At 65.7% G+C, this 14,596-nt stretch carries 10 protein-coding genes and 2 pseudogenes; 4 read left to right on the forward strand and 8 right to left on the reverse strand.

The features are described 5' to 3' along the window. Positions 1-80: 80 nt before the first annotated feature. From ACETMP_RS16310 to ACETMP_RS16340, 7 genes and pseudogenes are all read right to left on the reverse strand, one after another. Positions 81-2,252: a methyl-accepting chemotaxis protein gene (locus ACETMP_RS16310; protein ID WP_375161733.1), complete on the reverse strand. Its 2,172-nt coding sequence runs from the start codon at positions 2,250-2,252 to the stop codon at positions 81-83. Between the two features lie 66 nt (positions 2,253-2,318). Beyond that, positions 2,319-2,807: a chemotaxis protein CheW gene (locus tag ACETMP_RS16315; protein ID WP_375161734.1), complete on the reverse strand. Its 489-nt coding sequence runs from the start codon at positions 2,805-2,807 to the stop codon at positions 2,319-2,321. 64 nt (positions 2,808-2,871) lie between these two features. Beyond that, positions 2,872-4,569 (reverse strand): methyl-accepting chemotaxis protein, encoded by a 1,698-nt coding sequence (locus ACETMP_RS16320; protein WP_375161735.1) that lies wholly within the window; start codon positions 4,567-4,569, stop codon positions 2,872-2,874. A 37-nt stretch (positions 4,570-4,606) separates the two neighbouring features. After that, a complete protein-coding gene (locus ACETMP_RS16325; RefSeq protein ID WP_028134693.1) occupies positions 4,607-5,068 on the reverse strand; it encodes a chemotaxis protein CheW in 462 nt (153 codons plus the stop codon). Then, positions 5,068-7,158 (reverse strand): chemotaxis protein CheA, encoded by a 2,091-nt coding sequence (locus ACETMP_RS16330; RefSeq protein WP_375161736.1) that lies wholly within the window; start codon positions 7,156-7,158, stop codon positions 5,068-5,070. Before ACETMP_RS16330 ends, ACETMP_RS16325 begins: the two co-directional genes overlap by 1 nt. Continuing rightward, positions 7,155-7,520 carry a response regulator gene (locus ACETMP_RS16335; protein WP_018317043.1) on the reverse strand — a complete coding sequence of 122 codons (366 nt, stop codon included), beginning with the start codon at positions 7,518-7,520 and terminating at the stop codon, positions 7,155-7,157. The genes ACETMP_RS16330 and ACETMP_RS16335 overlap by 4 nt, the downstream gene beginning before the upstream one ends. Continuing rightward, positions 7,520-7,844: pseudogene (locus ACETMP_RS16340) on the reverse strand (lipid asymmetry maintenance protein MlaB). Before ACETMP_RS16340 ends, ACETMP_RS16335 begins: the two are co-directional and overlap by 1 nt. Before the next feature lie 250 nt (positions 7,845-8,094). On the opposite strand from ACETMP_RS16340, the gene ACETMP_RS16345 reads away from it, so the two are divergent. From ACETMP_RS16345 to ACETMP_RS16355, 3 genes and pseudogenes are all read left to right on the forward strand, one after another. Beyond that, positions 8,095-9,219, forward strand: a complete 1,125-nt coding sequence (locus ACETMP_RS16345) for an HD domain-containing phosphohydrolase (RefSeq protein WP_375161737.1) — start codon at positions 8,095-8,097, stop codon at positions 9,217-9,219. 186 nt (positions 9,220-9,405) lie between these two features. After that, complete coding sequence (locus ACETMP_RS16350; RefSeq protein ID WP_375161738.1) at positions 9,406-10,074, forward strand: hypothetical protein; 669 nt, start codon at positions 9,406-9,408, stop codon at positions 10,072-10,074. 33 nt (positions 10,075-10,107) lie between these two features. Next, a pseudogene (locus ACETMP_RS16355) lies at positions 10,108-12,256 on the forward strand (CHASE2 domain-containing protein). A 217-nt stretch (positions 12,257-12,473) separates the two neighbouring features. On the opposite strand, the gene pobA reads toward ACETMP_RS16355, so the two are convergent. After that, the gene (pobA, locus tag ACETMP_RS16360; RefSeq protein ID WP_375161739.1) at positions 12,474-13,646 is read right to left on the reverse strand and encodes a 4-hydroxybenzoate 3-monooxygenase; all 1,173 of its coding nucleotides are present in this window, start codon (positions 13,644-13,646) and stop codon (positions 12,474-12,476) included. Positions 13,647-13,696: 50 nt separating this feature from the next. Here pobA and ACETMP_RS16365 point away from each other — a divergent pair, with 50 nt between their 5' ends. Continuing rightward, positions 13,697-14,596, forward strand: coding sequence for a helix-turn-helix domain-containing protein (locus tag ACETMP_RS16365; RefSeq protein ID WP_375161740.1), 900 nt, complete (start codon positions 13,697-13,699; stop codon positions 14,594-14,596).

Consider the following 14,596-nt stretch of genomic DNA (forward strand, 5'->3'; position numbering starts at 1 on the left):
CCTAAGGGTTACGCAGCCGTTGAAGGCGGACCGGTTCACCCGTCATAAGGTGGGCCGGTCCGCGGGAGTCCTGACAAGTCCTAGCGCTGGAAATCGGCGTCCCTGTCGTCCCTGCCGTCGTTCATGTCGAAGGCGAAGCCACCGCCGGCCACCTTCGCGGCGCGCGCTGGCCTGGCCGGCACGGCCTTCTTCGCCGGGCGCTCGACGGCCGCCATGGTGGCCGCCTTGGCGCGCAACTGGCTCACCGCCCGGTCGATCGGGGCCGGTGCCTGGCTCTTGGCGGCCTGCTCGATGCGGAAATAGGCGATCGTGGACTGCAGCTGCTCGGCCTGCGAGGCGAGCTCCTCCGAGGTCGAGGACACCTGCTCGGAGGCGCTGGCGTTCTGCTGGCCGACCTTGTCGAGCTGCTGGATCGCCTGGTTGATCTGGGCCGAACCGACGTCCTGCTCGCGGCAGGCCGCGGTGATCTCCTCGACGAGCTCGGCGGTCTTCTTGATGTCCGGAACCAGCTTGGCAAGCATGGCGCCGGCCTCCTGCGCCACCTTCACGGTCTCGGATGACAGCGATCCGATCTCCGCCGCGGCGGCCTGGCTGCGTTCGGCGAGCTTGCGCACCTCGGAGGCGACCACCGCAAAACCCTTGCCATGCTCGCCGGCGCGGGCGGCCTCGACGGCCGCGTTCAGCGCCAAGAGGTCGGTCTGGCGCGCGATCTCCTGCACGATCGTGATCTTCTCGGCAATGGTCTGCATCGCGTTGACGGCGCGGCCGACCGCGGCGCCGGAGGCTTCCGCGTCCTTCGCCGACTGTGCGGCGATCTTCTCGGTCTGGTTGGCGTTGTCGGCGTTCTGCTTCACGTTCGAGGCCATCTCCTCCATCGAGGAGGAGGCTTCCTCGGCGGACGAGGCCTGCTCGGTCGCGCCCTGCGAGAGCTGCTCGGCGCTGGCGGAGAGCTCCTGGCTGCCGGCCGAGACGTTCTGCGCCGCGGTGAGAGCTTCCGACACGATCTGACGGAGCTTCTCCACCATGCGCTCGAGCGCCAGGCCCAGCGTGTCCTTGTCCGACAGCGGCTTGGCTTCGACCGTGAGATTGCCCTGCGCGATCTCGTTGGCGAGGGCCGCGGTGGCATTTAGATTTGCGGTCATCGCGTTGAGAGACGCCACGAGATCGCCAACCTCGTCCCTGCTCGAGACGTCGATCTTCTGGCTGAGGTCGCCGATCGCCACTGCGTTGGCGAGACCGACCGCGCGGGCAAGCCCGCGGCTGATATTCAGCGCAATCCAGGTCGCCGATGCGACTGCAATCAACAGCGCCGCGGCAAGCATGCCGATCAGCAACATCTTCGCGAAGGCCGCGTCCCTGGCGCCCTCCTCCGCGACCTCGGCCATCTGCTTCTCATTTCGCTTGACGTATTGCTCGATGGCGTCGAGGGCCTCGTTGAAGGCCTTGCGTCCGTCACCACCCGCGATCGCCGCCGCCTTCATGTTGCCTGCCTCGAGGGCCAAACGCGTAACATTCTCCACGACCTTCGTCAGGCGGTCCAATTGAGCGTTCATGGCGCCGGCCGTCGGGTGATTGGCCTGAGCCACGGCCGCCTTGAGACTGCCCAGCCGTTGCGTGGTCTCCTTCACGTCGGCATCGACTTCCTGCGCCGTCGTCGCCGTGTAAGTGAGAACGATCGATCGCGCGAGCCGCGCGATCTCGCCACGGGCCGTCAGCAATGCAAGGACCGTACGCTGGCTCTCAGAGCCATTGCCGCCCAGCTCCGCGAGAGCAGCATCCAACATCATGTCGATGTCCTTGACCGCTGCCTGCCCCTCGGACTTCCACAGCTGCGCGGCCCTGTTGTTGGAGTTGAGCAGCGCAAACTTGGCGGCCTGGTCCTCCAACTCGTTCATGCGCTTGATCGGGCCGGCGGCTTGATCGAGCATGCGCCGGCCGTTCTCGCTTGCTTTGCCGTAGAGCTCGCTGTTGAGCTTGAGCGTCTTCTCGCGGCGCGTCAGCATCGCGTTGTAATTGTCCTGGGTGTCCTTGTCCGCGACCGCCTGGATCATGCGGCTCTCGGCCCGCTGCTGCGCCTGGATCGCGCTCATGACGTCGGCAGCCAGCTTGGTGCGATAGGCTTGCCCGACGATGCGCTCCTGCTGCTCGGTCAGAGTGGAGAGGCTGTTGAAGGCGACGCCGCCGGTGATCATCGATAGGACGATGACTGCGCCGAATGCAGAGGCGAGCTTGGCTTTGACGGTGAATCTCATTTCAATCTCGTGGGTTCGAATTCGGATCTGGATGGGTACGCGTGTGCACGCTTCAATCTTACAAACTCAGGCCGCGCGGGGCGCATCCGCGCTGGCGTCGCGTCCTTCCGGAAGCTTGTCGTTCGCCATCAGCTTGGCGAGATCGAAGATCACGACGAACTTCTCGCCCTTGCGACCGATGCCTGCGGCATAGTCGGACTGCCACTTGCCGCCGACCTCGGGCACCGGCTCGATCGCCTGCTCGTCGATGTCGGTGACCTCGAACACGCAGTCGGCGACGAAGCCGACGCCGACCAGACGATCCTTCATCGGCACGTCCAGGATGATGATGCGGGTCGCTTCGGTGGCGGCCACGGCTGGCAGGCCGAGCTTGATGCGGAGGTCGACGATCGGATAGCCGCTGCCGCGCACGTCGATCATGCCGAGCAGGAAGTCCGGCGCGTGCGGAAGCCGCGAGATCGGCCGCATGTCGAGGATTTCGCGGACGTTGCGGATGCTGATGCCGAACGTCTCGCCGGCGAGCCCGAGCGTCAGGTATTGCGAGGTTGCGGCCATGATGCGGTCCGGGGTTCCGAAGGTTGGAAATGAGCACGGTCCGGCACGAGGCCGGACCGGTTGATCAGCGTTGAAACTCGGCGTCGCGATCGTCTTCGCCGTCATCCATGTCGAAGGCGAAGCCACCGCCACCGGCGACCTTCATCGCACGCGCCGTCTTGCGGGCAGGCACCGGCTTCTTGGTGCCGCGGTCGACCGCGGCCATGTGCGCGGCCTTGGCCCGGAGCTGGCCGACGGCGCGGTCGATCGGCTCGGCCGCCGCCTTCTCCTTGCGCACGGCGTCCTCGATCCGGAAGAACGAGATGGTCGATTGCAGCTGCTCGGCCTGCGAGGCGAGTTCCTCGGAGGTCGAGGACACCTGTTCGGAGGCGCTGGCGTTCTGCTGGCCGACCTTGTCGAGCTGCTGGATCGCCTGGTTGATCTGGGCCGAACCGACGTCCTGCTCGCGGCAGGCCGCGGTGATCTCCTGCACCAGCTCCGCGGTCTTCTTGATGTCGGGCACGAGCTTGGACAGCATCTGGCCCGCCTCCTGCGCGACCTTGACGCTTTCCGTCGAGAGCGTGCCGATGTCCGCCGCAGCCGCCTGGCTGCGCTCGGCGAGCTTGCGCACTTCGGAGGCGACCACCGCAAAGCCCTTGCCGTGCTCGCCGGCGCGGGCGGCTTCCACCGCCGCGTTGAGCGCCAGCAGGTCGGTCTGACGCGCAATCTCCTGCACGATGGTGATCTTCTCGGCAATGGTCTGCATCGCCTCGACGGCACGGCCCACGGCAACGCCGCTCGCTTCGGCGTCCTTGGCCGACTGCGCCGCAATCTTCTCGGTCTGGTTGGCGTTGTCGGCGTTCTGCTTCACGTTCGAGGCCATCTCCTCCATCGAGGAGGAGGCTTCCTCGGCCGACGAGGCCTGCTCGGTCGCGCCCTGCGAGAGCTGCTCGGCGCTGGCGGAGAGCTCCTGGCTACCGGCGGAGACGTTGCCTGCCGCGGTGAGAGCCTCCTCGACGACCTGACGAAGCTTCCCGACCATGGTGTTCAGCGATTTCACGAGATCACCGATCTCGTCATTGCTGGAAACATTGATGGTCTGGGTCAGGTCACCGCCCGCCACGGCACCGGCGAGGCCGACCGCACGGCCGAGCCCGCGGGAGATGCTGAGCGAGATCCAGATCGCGGCGATCAGACCGATCACGAGCGATGCGCCCACCGCCGAGACCAGCATGACATGGGCGCGATTGCCGTCCTCATGCGCCATGGCGGCCCGGTCCGCCATGTTCTTCTTGACGTTGTTGACATAGGCGTGGGCGGCGTCCATCGCTTCGCGGACCGCTTTGCGAACCTCGACCGCGGACTGCTCCACGGCTTTCGGCCTGTTCGTCCGGGCGGTCTTGAGCGCGTCGTCCTGAACGGCATTCATCCGGGCGTAGGAGGCGGCGAAATTCTCGATCAGCTTCTTGCCTTCCGGGGAGGCTGCGGCGTGAATCTCCTCTTTCAGCTTGAGAAGCGCCTCGCGCTGCTTTGCGATCTCGGCGACGAAGCCATCCGCTTCGCTATCGGGCGCCAGAAGCAGATTCTTCTCGGACCGAACCTGGGTCAGGATCCCCCTCTCGATCTCTGCCGCACGCTCCATCCGGCCGGCGCGGGACACCAGATTATCGGCAGTCTCGATCATCTCGGTCAGCTTCACATAGGCGAGGCCGCCTGCCGCCATCGAGAGCACCAGGAGCACACCAAATGCACTGGCCAGCTTGGCCTTGACCGTAAATCTCATGTTCAGCCCCCACAGGTCTCGCCCCGAGACCTCAACTTCAATTCAGGATGCGTTCCATGTTCGGAACGATGACGAACTCTTCGCGCCACTTGGCGATGAAGCGGATGAACTCCGGCTTCCAGTGCATGCCGACGCGCGGCGTCTGCTGCACGTCGGTCTGCGATATCTCGGTGACCTCGTAGACCTTGTCGGCGGTGACGCCGACCAGGACCGGCTCGCCGTCGAGCTCGAGCTCGATGACGACGATGCGCGTGTCGGCGGTGTCGTCGAGCTGCGGCATGCCGAAACGGATGCGCAGGTCGGCGAGCGGAATGACGTTGCCGCGCACGTTGATCACGCTGGGAACGAAAGCCCGCGCGCCGGCGACCCTGGTCACGGGAACCGGATCGATGATCTCGCGCACGAGGCCGGCATCGAGAGCGAATTTCTCCTCGCCGAGGCCGATCATGACGACCTGCATCGCGCCCGTCTGACGCTCGCCAGTCAAACCGTCGTTCATCACGCCGCCTCGCTGATGTGCTGCTTTTCCACCTTCGACTGCGCCAGCGCGACCAGCTGCGCGACGTCGAGGATCAGCGCCGCGGTGCCGTCCCCCAGGATCGTCGCGCCCGAGAACATCGTGACGTCCGAGTGCAGCTTGGAGAGCGACTTGATCACGGTCTGGTGGTTACCGATGATCTGGTCGGCGACGAGACCGACATGGGTCTCGCCGGTCGAGATGATGATGGTCTTCTGATGCCGGTCGGGCGCGCCCGATGCGGCCATGATCTCGCGCAGCCGGAGGAAGGGCACGAGATTGCCGCGCACGTTGAGGAAATTGCGGCCGCGGGAGCGTTCGTCCTCGGCGGTCAGCTCGATGCATTCCTCCACCGCGGACAGCGGAATGATGTAGCGGCCCTCGCCGACACGGATCAGCAGACCTTCGATGATCGCGAGCGTGAGCGGCAGACGCAGCGTCACGGTGGTTCCCTCGCCGAACCTGGTCGACAGGTCGATGGAGCCGCGCATGTTCTCGATGGTGCGCTTGACCACATCCATGCCGACGCCGCGGCCGGACAGCGCCGAGATGGTCTGCGCGGTCGAGAAGCCGGGGTGGAACAGGAATTGATGGATTTCGTGATCGGTCAGCACGGCTCCGGGTGCGATCAGCCCCTGCTCTTCTGCCTTCGCACGGATGCGCGCGGTATTGAGGCCGCCGCCATTGTCCTTCACGGTGACCAGGACCTGTGCGCCGGAATGCACGGCGGCGAGCTCGATACGGCCCTGCTCGGTCTTGCCATTGGCCGCACGGGTGGCGGTGTCCTCGATGCCGTGGTCGATGGCGTTGCGGATCAGATGCACCAGCGGATCGGCGAGGCACTCAATCATAGTCTTGTCGAGCTCGGTGTGCTCGCCCGAGGTCACGAATTCGACCGGCTTCGATAGATCGCGCGAGAGATCGTGCACCAGGCGGCGGAAGCGGCCGAACAGCGAGCCGATCGGCACCATGCGCGCGCCCATCGTGGTATCGCGCAAGGACGAGGCGAGACGTTCGATTTCCTCGGCGATCATCTTGATCGAGAGGTCGGAGCCGGACGAAGCGAGCTGGGTCAGACGCGCCTGCGCGATGACGAGCTCGCCCACGCGGTCCATCAACTCGTCGAGGCGCTCGGCCTGAACGCGAACGGTGGCAATGCCGCGATCCTGCTTGGCCTCCTCGCGGCGCGCGGGCGCCGCCTCACGCTTGATCTCGGGCTTCGGTTCGGGCGCGGCTTCAAATTCCGCCTTTGCGAGGGGTTGTTCGACGACCGGCGCGGGCTCGACCGCCGGCGCAGCCGTCTCGGCGACGACCTCCTCGTCGAGCAGCTGGAACAGCGGCGCCGGCGTGGGCGCCTCGGCCTGCTCGAGCGGCGAGAGCGTCAGCTTCATCTCGTCCTGGACGAACATGAAGACGTCGTCGATCGCGTCCTTGTCGCAGGCCGCGTGCAGCTTGACGTCCCACTTCAGATAGCAGTCTTCCGGATCCAACTCGTCGAGGAACGGGACGCCGTCGGTGACCGGCACGACGAAGCAGGGACCGAGCTTGCAGAGATCTTCCAGGAGATCGAGCGGGTTCGAGCCGTTGCGCAGGATGTGGGATTCGAATTCGAGATACAGGTGCCAACCGGCCTGCTTGCTCGCGCCAGGCGCCAGCGGCGGCGCCTCGGCGATGTCCATGACCGGTGCGGCGGGCTGGTCGGCCGTGACGAAGCGCTTGAGGTCGTCGAGGATGGCTTCGCCGATGACGTCGTCGGTCGACTGCGGATCTTCGATCAGCGCGCGGATATAGTCCTTGGCGGCGAGCGCGACCGAGATCAGCTCCTGGGTCGGCTTGATCTCGCCCTTGCGGACGCGGTCGAAGGCGGTCTCGAATTCGTGGGTGAAGGAGGCGACCTTGTCGAAGCCGAACATGGCGCCCGAGCCCTTGATCGTATGCAGGGCGCGGAAGGCGGAATCGACCAGCTCGCGGTCATCGGGACGCAGACCGAGATCGAGCAGGGCTCCTTCGAGCACCTCGAAGAGCTCGCTGGCTTCCTGACGGAATATCTCGGTCGGCTCCATCGCGCTCATGCGCGCACCAATTTGCCGACCACGGCGAGCAGCTGCTCCGGCTTGAACGGCTTGGTGATCCACCCGGTGGCGCCGGCGCTCTTGGCTTCCTGCTTCACCGTGTCGTTCGATTCGGTCGTCAGGAACACGATGGGCATGCCGACCGCGCTCGGCAGCTTGCGCAGGGCCCGGATCAACTCGAGCCCGTTCATGACGGGCATGTTGAGGTCGGTGATCACGAGGTCGAGCTTGCCGGCCTGGGCCTTGGCGAGGCCTTGCGCACCGTCGCCCGCCTCGATCACGCTGTGGCCGGCCGGCTCGAGCACGACCTTGATCATCTGCCGGATGCTGGGGGAATCGTCGACCGTGAGAATCGTGGCCATCAGGTGCCATCTTTCTTTTGCAGGAAATGCTGATCGATCATCGCCTCGCTGGCGAAGCCGGCGCGACGAAGGGTGGTTCGCAGAGACTGTGAGAAGGAGGTCAGGACCACCGGCCGGCCCTGGGCCTCGCCGGTCTTGGCGGTCGACAGCAGCAGCTGGATCGAGGTCACGTCGGCCTTGTCGACGCTGGAGCAGTCGATCTCGAAGCCGCTGTTCGCGCCCGAAGGCCTCGCGAATGAGATCATAGACGCTGCGCACAGCAGCGATGCTGCAATCGGCGGGTAACCGCAGCGACCATTTCGGCTCCGTCGGATCGAGCGCCATCAAAGCCCCGCCTTTGCTAAAATTCCGCTACACGTTTGACGCGAATCCCGTGAGCAAACTCCTAACGCGATGGTCCGTACAACTACGGGTGACATTTGCCCGGAACTCGCGCAGACATATGCAGGCATGCACAGCCTGCTGAAATGACATGCAGCGACGCGCGGCCTCGCAGCGCATTTGCTTCGCGTTAAATCCGCCGGGTTATGCGTCGCGTCCGTGCCTTTGCCAGCGAAGAGAGCCCCGGCCACCGATGCTGACCCAAGCGCTCCTGGTTGACGACAGCCGCTCCGTCCTCAACTTCCTGAAACGTCACATCGAGGCCGAAGGTCTGGTCGAAGCCACCACCTTCCTCGATCCCGTCGAAGCGCTGTCCTGCGCACGCGAGCGCGTTTTCGACCTCGTGCTGGTCGACTACGAGATGCCGCATATGGACGGCATCAGCTTCATCCGCGTTTTCCGTACCCTGCCCGGCCGTGCCGACATTCCGATCGCGATGATCACCTCGCGCCAGACCGACGACGTCAAGATGGAAGCGCTGAAGGCCGGTGCAACCGATTTCCTGCCCAAGCAGCCGCAAAGTGTCGAGATGACGGTGCGTTTGCGGAATTTGATTCAGCTCGGTGCAGCCGTACGCAAGCTCAGCGATCGTGCCGCGCATCTGGCCAGTGAAGTCGCGGCAGCGACGCGAAAGCTCGGCGAGCGCGAGGAGGAGATCATCCTGCGGCTCGCGCTCGCGGTCGAATACCGCGACAACGACACCGGCGAGCACACGCTGCGGGTCGCCCGATACAGCCGCATCATCGCCGAGCAGCTCGGCCTACCGGCCCGGCTCTGCCGCGACATCTATCTGGCCGCGCCGCTGCACGATGTCGGCAAGGTCGCCATTCCCGACAACATCCTGCTCAAGCCGGGCAGGCTGACCGACGCGGAGATGGCGGTGATCCGGACCCATGCGACGATCGGCGAGCGGATCCTGGCGGATTCCAGCTGCGAGCTGATCCGGCTCGGTGCGCAGATCGCCGCAGGTCATCACGAGCGCTGGGATGGCGCGGGCTATCCGAACGGGCTCGAGGCGGACAAGATCCCGGTGGCCGCACGCGTCGTCGCGGTCGCCGACGTGTTCGATGCCCTGACGACGCGGCGACCCTATAAAGAGCCGATGCCGCTCGAGGCGGCGCGCAACTACCTGATCGAGCACCGGGGGCGGCAATTCGACCCGGCCTGCATCGATGCGTTCCTGTCGCGCTGGAACGAGGTCGTGGAGATCGCCGCGGGGCAGCAGGCCACGCCGTTTCAGAAGACCGAAGCCACGCTCGTTCCCGATCCAGAGAGTGCAGCGGAGAGCGGTCCAGCCGCGCCCGTCCCGGCTGCCTGACAATTCGAGCAACAGCTTGCCGCGGCTCTGTTTTTCTCCGGTCGCCGGGTTGAACCTGTTCCTGCTAGACTGGCACCAACAACAAAGAGTGATTCTGGTCACACTTGTCTGGAACCCCTGCTGCTAAGCACCGGACCAGGACGGGGACCGGTCCTACCGTCGGTCGAAAACTGGATGAGAATTCCCATGAAATGCCTGATCGGCGCCGCTGTCGGCGCGTTCTGTGTTGCCGCCCCCGCCTTGGCGGAGACCCCTGCCGCCATCGTCGAGGAGGTGCAAGGCAAGGTCGATGGCATCGAGTTCATGGACTATGTCGCGGCGGGCAAGATCATCAAGCTCGGCCCCAAGGCCAGCATTACGCTCAGCTATCTCAAATCCTGCCTGCGCGAGACGATCAGCGAAGGCGTCGTGCTGGTCGGTGCCGAGCAAAGCACCGTGCAGCTCGGCGACGTGCAGCGCGCCAAGGTGCCCTGCGACACCAAGGCGGCGCAGCTCTCCGAGCGCGAAGCGAACCAGAGTGCCGCGACCACGTTCCGGACCGTGCGCTCCGATGCCAAGGCCGCTCCATCCAGGCTGCCGACGATCTATGGCGTCGCGCCGCTGGTCCAGGCCAAGACCGGCAGCACGCTGGTGATCGAGCGCACCGACGGCAAGGAGCCCACGATCAGCGTGCCGCTCAAGAGCGACGTCATGACCCGCGGCAGGTTCTATGATTTCGCCAAGGCCGGAAAGTCGCTGACCCCGGGCGGCAGCTATCTCGCAAGCCTCGGCAGCAAGCGTTACACCTTCCAGGTCGACGCCAGCGCCACCGCATCGCCGACCCCGATCATCGGCCGCCTGCTGCGGCTCGAATAGCGGACTCGAATAAGCGGAGTTGGCGACGGGGCGATGCGGCGGATCGGGGGACGGGACATCGTTGCAGCGATTCTGATTGCGCTCCTCGCGGGCGCAATTTTCACGTCTCCGCCGCTTCAGGTCCTGCAAGGCCTCTCGCTCGACATCCTCACGGCGCTCCGCGGCAAGCTCATCGGCGACCGCCGCGATCCCGCCAATTCGCCGGTCGTCGTCGTGGCGATCGACGGTGAGACTTACGAGACGGCGCCCTTCAAGGGATCGCCGACGCAGACCTGGACCCGCGAGATCGGCCGGGTGCTCGGCAGCATCACCGAAGGCGGCGCCAAGGTGATCGGCTTCGACGTCATCTTCAAGAACTCGATCGAGCAGTCGGAGATTCCCTTTGGCGACACCGCGCTTGGCGGCCGCATGAAAGGATTCGATCGGGATTACCTCATCGCGCTGCGCCAGATCTCCGACAGCGGCAAGCTGGTGCTTGGCGAAATCCTCAGCAACGACCATCCGGAAGTGCCCTATCGCGCCCAGCAAGTGGCCGTGCGCAACACCGTCCGGGCGCTCAATGTCCACACCGACCACGACGACGTCATCCGGCGAATGCCGCTGAGCTTCGCCATCGAAGGGCGGCCCGTCCCCGCGATGGCGGTCGAGCTCGCCGCGCGCGCGACCGGCGCAAAGCCCGACATTGCGCCTTCCGGCACGACCGCTTTGTCCGGCTACGCGATCCCGAGCGCGGTGCCGAACACGATGACGCTCAACTTCCGGGGGCTGGGAGGCGACATCCCGACCTTTTCTTTCGTCGACCTGCGCGCCTGCGTCGAAAAGGGCGACCGCGACTTCTTCCGCCGCGCTTTCGACGGCAAGGTCGTGCTGCTTGGCACCGTCCTGAATTTCGAGGACCGCAAGCTCACCTCGATGCGCCTGTCCGGCGGTCGTGACGGCACGCCGGCCGCGCGATGCGCCCTGCCCGCGCCGGCAAGCGCGCCGCAGAAATCCCGCAGCGACGTCGCGGGCGTGTTCGTCCACGCCACGGCGGTCCGAAACCTGATGGAGCACGACGCCGTAACCGAGCTCGGCTATCCGATGCGGGCCATTGTCACGATCGCGTTCGCGGCAATCATTGCCTGCGCGGCCTGCGCACTCGCACCCGGGGGCGCCGTGATCGCCTGGTTCGCGCTCACCGCCGTCTACGCCGCAATGGCCGTCGCGGCCTTCGTTCAGGCCCTGGCGCTGCCGCTGACCGAGCCGGCGCTGGCGAGCCTTGCCGCGATCGCGATGATGATCGGCTACCGCTTCGTGCTGGCCGAGCGCGACGAGCGCTTCCTGCGCAAGAGCTTTGCGCTCTATCTCGCGCCCGAGGTGATCGAGACCATGGTCGCCTCCGGCAAGATGCCGGCGCTCGGCGGCGAGATCCGCAACGTCACCATGTTCTTCTCCGATCTCAGCGGTTTCTCGTCCATTGCCGAGACCATGACGCCGGGCGAGCTGGTGACGCTGATGAACGAATATCTGTCGGCCATGACCGACATCATCGAAAGCCACGGCGGTTACGTCGACAAATATATCGGCGATTCCATCGTCGCCATGTTCGGCGCGCCGGCCGACGATCCCGCACACGCAACCAATGCCGTTCGCGCCGCGCTGAAGTGCCACGAAAAGCTGGCGGAGCTCAACGCCGATCACCCTGCCTTCGCCGGCCACGGCCTGTCGCATCGCATCGGGCTGAACAGCGGCGAGGCCGTGGTCGGCAACATCGGCTCGCGCCGCCGCTTCAATTACACCGTGATGAGCGACACCGTGAACGTCGCCTCGCGGCTCGAGGGCGCCAACAAATATTACGGCACCGCGATCATGGCCTCCGAGACGACGATGGCGCAGACCGGCGATGCCTTCGCCTGGCGCGAGCTCGATGCGATCAGGGTGCTGGGCCGCGGCGAGGCCATCAGGGTGTTCGAGCCGTTGGCCGAGACGGGCGCCGAGAGCGGCCAGCAGGTCAAGGTGGCTGCGGTCTATGCGGAAGGGCTGGCCTGCTGGCGCGCGGGAGTTTACGAAGGCGGCTGAATTGTTCGAGCGCGCAGCGAAGAGCGATCCCGCGTCAGCTTTGTTCGCCAAGCGTGCGAGAGCGCTAACGGTGGCTCCGCCGCCGCCGGACTGGACGCCGGTCCACACGCTGGAGGGGAAGTAGCATAGCCAGCTACGGGCGCCACCTTCCCCTCTCCCCTTGTGGGAGAGGGTGGCTCGCCGCGCAGCGGCGAGACGGGTGAGGGTCTCTCTCCGCGCACACTTCTCTCAATGAGTCCGCGGAGAGAAACCCCTCATCCGGCGCTTCGCGCCACCTTCTCCCCAAGGGGAGAAGGGAAGAAGACAAAATCAGCATCGTGCTTGGCGAAATTCGTCACGCTTCAGAACGGCAGCCCCACATAATTCTCCGCGAGCAGGCGCTGCGCCGTCTCGGACGAGAGCAGATAATCCAATTCCGTCTGCTGCAGCCGATCCTCGTAGTCGAGCCGGTCGGGAAAGCGGTGCAAGAGCATCGTCATCCACCAGGAGAAGCGCTGCGCCTTCCAGATCCGGGCGAGCGCCTTGGCGGAATAGCCTTCGAGGCCGGACTCATCGCCGCGCTGATAATGCGCGAGCAGGGCGTGGTAGAGATAGTAGATGTCGGAGGCGGCACTGTTCAGTCCGCGCGCGCCGGTCGGCGGCACGATGTGCGCGGCATCGCCGGCGAGGAACAGCCGGCCATAGCTCATCGGCTCGGCGACGAAGCTGCGCAGCGGCGCGATGCTCTTCTCGATCGATGGACCCGTGATCAGGCGGCCGGCCACCTGATCCGGCAGGCGGCGCTTCAGCTCGGCCCAGAACGCATCGTCCGACCAATCCTCCACCTTGTCGGTCAAGGGCACCTGGATGTAGTAGCGGCTGAGCACCTGGGAGCGCAGCGAGCACAGCGCAAAGCCGCGTTCGTGCTTCACATAGATCAGCTCGGGCGACACCGGCTTGGTGCGCGACAGCACCCCCAGCCAGCCGAACGGATAGACCTTTTCATATTCGCGCAGCACGTCCTTCGGGATCGACTTGCGGCTGACGCCGTGGAAACCGTCGGCGCCGACGACGTAGTCGCACTCGACGCGGACCGTCTCGCCGTTCGATCGGTAGGTCACGTAGGGCCGGTCCGACGTCAGATCGTGCGGCGTCACGTCTTCCGCATTGTGCACGACCTTGCCGCCGAGGCGGTCCCGCGCCTCGTAGAGGTCGCGCGTCAGCTCGGTCTGGCCATAGACCAGCACCGAATTGCCGCCGGAATGCTTGTGCAGGTCGATCTTGGACAGCACGCCGTCATGGGCGATCTCGAAGCCGCGGTGGATCTCGCCCTCGCGGTCCATGCGTTCGCCGCACTGCGCCTCGCGCATCAGCTTGGCGAAGCCATGCTCGAGCACGCCGGCGCGGATGCGCGCGAGCACATGGTCGCGGCTGTATTTCTCCAGCACGATCGTGTCGATGCCCTTGAGGTGCAGCAGCTGGGACAACAGCAGCCCGGACGGCCCGCCGCCGATGATACAGACCTGAACTTTCATTTTTGCGTCCTCCCGTCGGCACTTTTTTGCAGATTTGATGCCGCATACCGATGGAGGGTTTCGTCATTGTCTTGTACTATTCGAACATGAAAGGCCCTGCCCCCGCGATCCGGATCTACAACCTGTTCGGCGAGTCCGGCGACTTGCCCGACGTCGTGCATTGCGAGACCATCGCGTCGCGCTCGGTGCTGCATGACTGGACCCTGGCCGTGCACCGCCACGCCCGGCTGCACCAGGTGCTGCTGATCGAGCGCGGCGGCGGCGAGGCGACGCTGGACGGACGCGTGGTGCCGCTCAAGCCGATGCAGGTCGTCAACGTGCCCGTCGGCCACGTCCACGGCTTCCGCTTCGTGCCCGACACGCAAGGCTGGGTGCTGACCATCGCCGCGGAGATTTTGGACGAGGCGCTGCTCGCCGCCGAGGGCCTGCGCGGCGCGCTGTCGCGCTCGGCCGTGGTGCGCGGCACGCCGCAGATCCGCGCCATCATGAAGCAGATCTTCGCCGAGCACGCCGCGCGCGATTTCGGCCGGGCGCATGTGCTGCGCGCATTGTCGTCCGCCATGATCGGGCTGGTGGCACGCGCGCTCACGAGCGAGAGCGGCGGCAACGGCACGGTCGAATCCGGCCTGTTCCGCCGCTTCGAGGCGCTACTGGAGCAGCATCATCTGGAACGTTGGAGCGTCGCCGACTATGCCGAGGCGCTGGCGGTGACGCCAACCCATCTCAACCGGATCACACGGGCGGCGACCGGCGATACCGCCTCGCACCTCATCCTCAATCGCCTGATCCGCGAGGCGCGGCGGAACCTGGTCTACACCAATCTGCCGGTCTCGACGATCGCCTACACGCTCGGCTTCGAGGATCCCGCCTATTTCAGCCGCGTCTATGCCGCAGCCACGGGCGTGTCGCCGCGCGCCTTCCGCGCGCAGCTCCACGGCGACGAGACCTGA

Origin of the sequence: Bradyrhizobium dasycarpum (assembly GCF_042019905.1) — a bacterium.
GTDB classification, from domain to species: domain Bacteria; phylum Pseudomonadota; class Alphaproteobacteria; order Rhizobiales; family Xanthobacteraceae; genus Bradyrhizobium; species Bradyrhizobium japonicum_B.